Origin of the sequence: Methylophaga sp. UBA4204 (assembly GCF_002379485.1) — a bacterium.
GTDB lineage: Bacteria > Pseudomonadota > Gammaproteobacteria > Nitrosococcales > Methylophagaceae > Methylophaga.
Genome location: NZ_DFTU01000020.1, coordinates 13939 through 14189, shown reverse-complemented (window position 1 = coordinate 14189; position 251 = coordinate 13939). Strand labels below are relative to the sequence as shown.

The 251-nt window shown below is 50.2% G+C and carries 1 protein-coding gene; it reads right to left on the bottom strand.

The features are described 5' to 3' along the window. On the bottom strand, positions 1–251 hold a 251-nt coding region (locus B3182_RS02570), incomplete at both ends, for a molybdopterin-dependent oxidoreductase (protein WP_292751415.1).

Here is a 251-nt window from a genome sequence, read left to right as displayed (position 1 = left end):
TGTTCAAGATTATGCCGGGCATCATCATCCGTTACTTTGTAATAATCCGGCAGACGCATCGGGATAAGCCCCATATCTGATGCCCCCTGAACATTATTCTGTCCACGCAGTGGATGCAGACCGGTACCCGGACGGCCAATCTGACCCGTCATTAATGCCAGTGAAATCAGGCAACGGGCATTATCAGTACCATGAACATGTTGCGAAACACCCATGCCCCACAGAATCATCGCCGCATCAGCTTTAGCATA